The sequence below is a fragment of the Geothrix sp. genome, assembly GCF_049292215.1.
Taxonomy (GTDB): Bacteria; Acidobacteriota; Holophagae; order Holophagales; family Holophagaceae; genus Geothrix.
The window spans coordinates 1-1,654 of the sequence record NZ_JBATQW010000052.1 but is presented as its reverse complement, the minus strand read 5'-3'; the positions used below and the strand labels follow the sequence as shown (position 1 = coordinate 1,654).

2 protein-coding genes are annotated in these 1,654 nt (G+C 72.2%); both read left to right on the top strand.

Translation table 11 applies throughout. The annotated features are described in order from the left end of the window. A partial coding sequence (locus tag WAS25_RS08840; protein ID WP_422311168.1) for a hypothetical protein occupies window positions 1–1,495 on the top strand: 1,495 nt, incomplete at its 5' end. 22 nt (window positions 1,496–1,517) lie between these two features. Continuing rightward, a partial coding sequence (locus tag WAS25_RS08835) for an FAD-dependent oxidoreductase (RefSeq protein ID WP_422311170.1) occupies window positions 1,518–1,654 on the top strand: 137 nt, incomplete at its 3' end.

Genomic DNA, 1,654 nt, shown 5'->3' with positions numbered 1-1,654 from the left:
GCAACTGCCCGCCACGCCGGAGGGCCGGGCCCGCCTCCTGCTGCGCCCCGCGCAGACCATCGCCCGACTCGACCTGGACCTGCCCACCGACTGGCCGGCCGAAGCACGAGTCAAGGTTCGCAGGGCCCTGCAGGACAAGTTCAACCTCGCCGAGGGACGGCCCTTCCACGAGGGCAGCTGGAGCCGGGCCCTGGAGGACCTGCTGGTGGAGGCGATCCTGCGGCAGGCCCCCATCCTCGACCTGCGCGGCAGCGGCTTCTCGCCGGACGGTACTCTGCGCCTGCGGGTGCGCGAGCCCCGGGTCAGTGCCATCCGCAGCCAGGACCCGGCCCTCCAGGAGCCCCTGGCCCGCTTCCTGGCCCCCATCCAGGGCAAGCCGGTGCGGACGGATGTGCTCGAGGAGAGCCTCCAGCGGGCGGCCATCCGCCTGGGCGTGACCCGGCTCAAGCCGGAACTCCGCCAGGAGGAGGGAGCCTTGGTCCTGGCCATGGATCCAGAGCGGGCCCCGAACATCGTGCTCTCCCCGCACCTGGCCTATGAGAGCAGCTGGGGACCCCACTTCGCCCTCGACCTCTTCGCGCCGAACTTCCTGGGCTCCGGCTCGCCGCTGTCCCTCCACGCCGCCGTCAACAACCTCCAGAGCCGCTTCCAGGGCCAGCTCATGGGCGTCTTCAGCGCGCTGCCCAGCGTCGCCATCGGCCTCGTCGGCAGCCTACAGAAGCAGTGGATCCTGACCGACCCGCCGACCCCGCTGACCCGGCTGGAGAAGGACGACGTGGCCCTCCGGACCCAGGTCCGCTTCGGCCGGGAGGATCGCGGCCTGCTGCAGCTGGATGTGGGGCGCCTCCATGGCAGCATGGTGCTGGCCGGCGTCGATCTGCCCGTGGACCACGCCGGGTTCGGGCGGCTGGCGGCGGAGTGGGATTCCGTGGATTCCCACACCCTGCCCATGCGCGGCACGGTATTCCGGGCTTCCTGGACGCAGGCGTTCCGCCCGGACCCCGGCCCCGCCTACCACAGCGGCTACTTCCGGGTGCGCCGCCTCTGGTCCCAGGAGGAAGCCCGGCAGATCCCTGTCGGCCTCGACCTGGACCTGGAGGTGGCCGGCCAGCGGGATGCGCCCCTAGAGCGCTGGTTCGTGGTCGGCGGCTCGGACTCCCTGATCGGCACCCACAGCGCCTCCTACCTGACCCCCAACTTCGGCATCCTCCGCGTTGGCCTGCCCTTCACCCTCGTCACCCTCTTCGGGGTCGCCATCCAGGCCGTTCCCCGCCTGGACCATGCCTGGCTCGCCCAGGACTACCGCCACCTGACCCAGGGGCTGCGCATGCAGGGCTACGGGGTGGTCCTCCGCGGCGCCCTGAAGAGCCTCTACATCGAAGTGGCCGGGGGCCGCACCCACGCGCGGGACGTCACCACGGGCGCCGTCCAGGACTACCGGCACATCAGCTTCCTGCTCGGAACGCGACCCTTCGACCTGTGGAAGGGGCGGTGAGGCCAACCCGGGGTGCCGGGGCATGACGCGCATCCTCGTCCTCGGCGGCGGCATCTCCGGCCTGCTGGCGGCCTGGCACCTGCAACGGCGGGGGCAGGCGGTCGAGGTCTGGGAGGCCACGGAGGCCGTTGGCGGCTGGGCCCAGACCCTGCCCTGGCC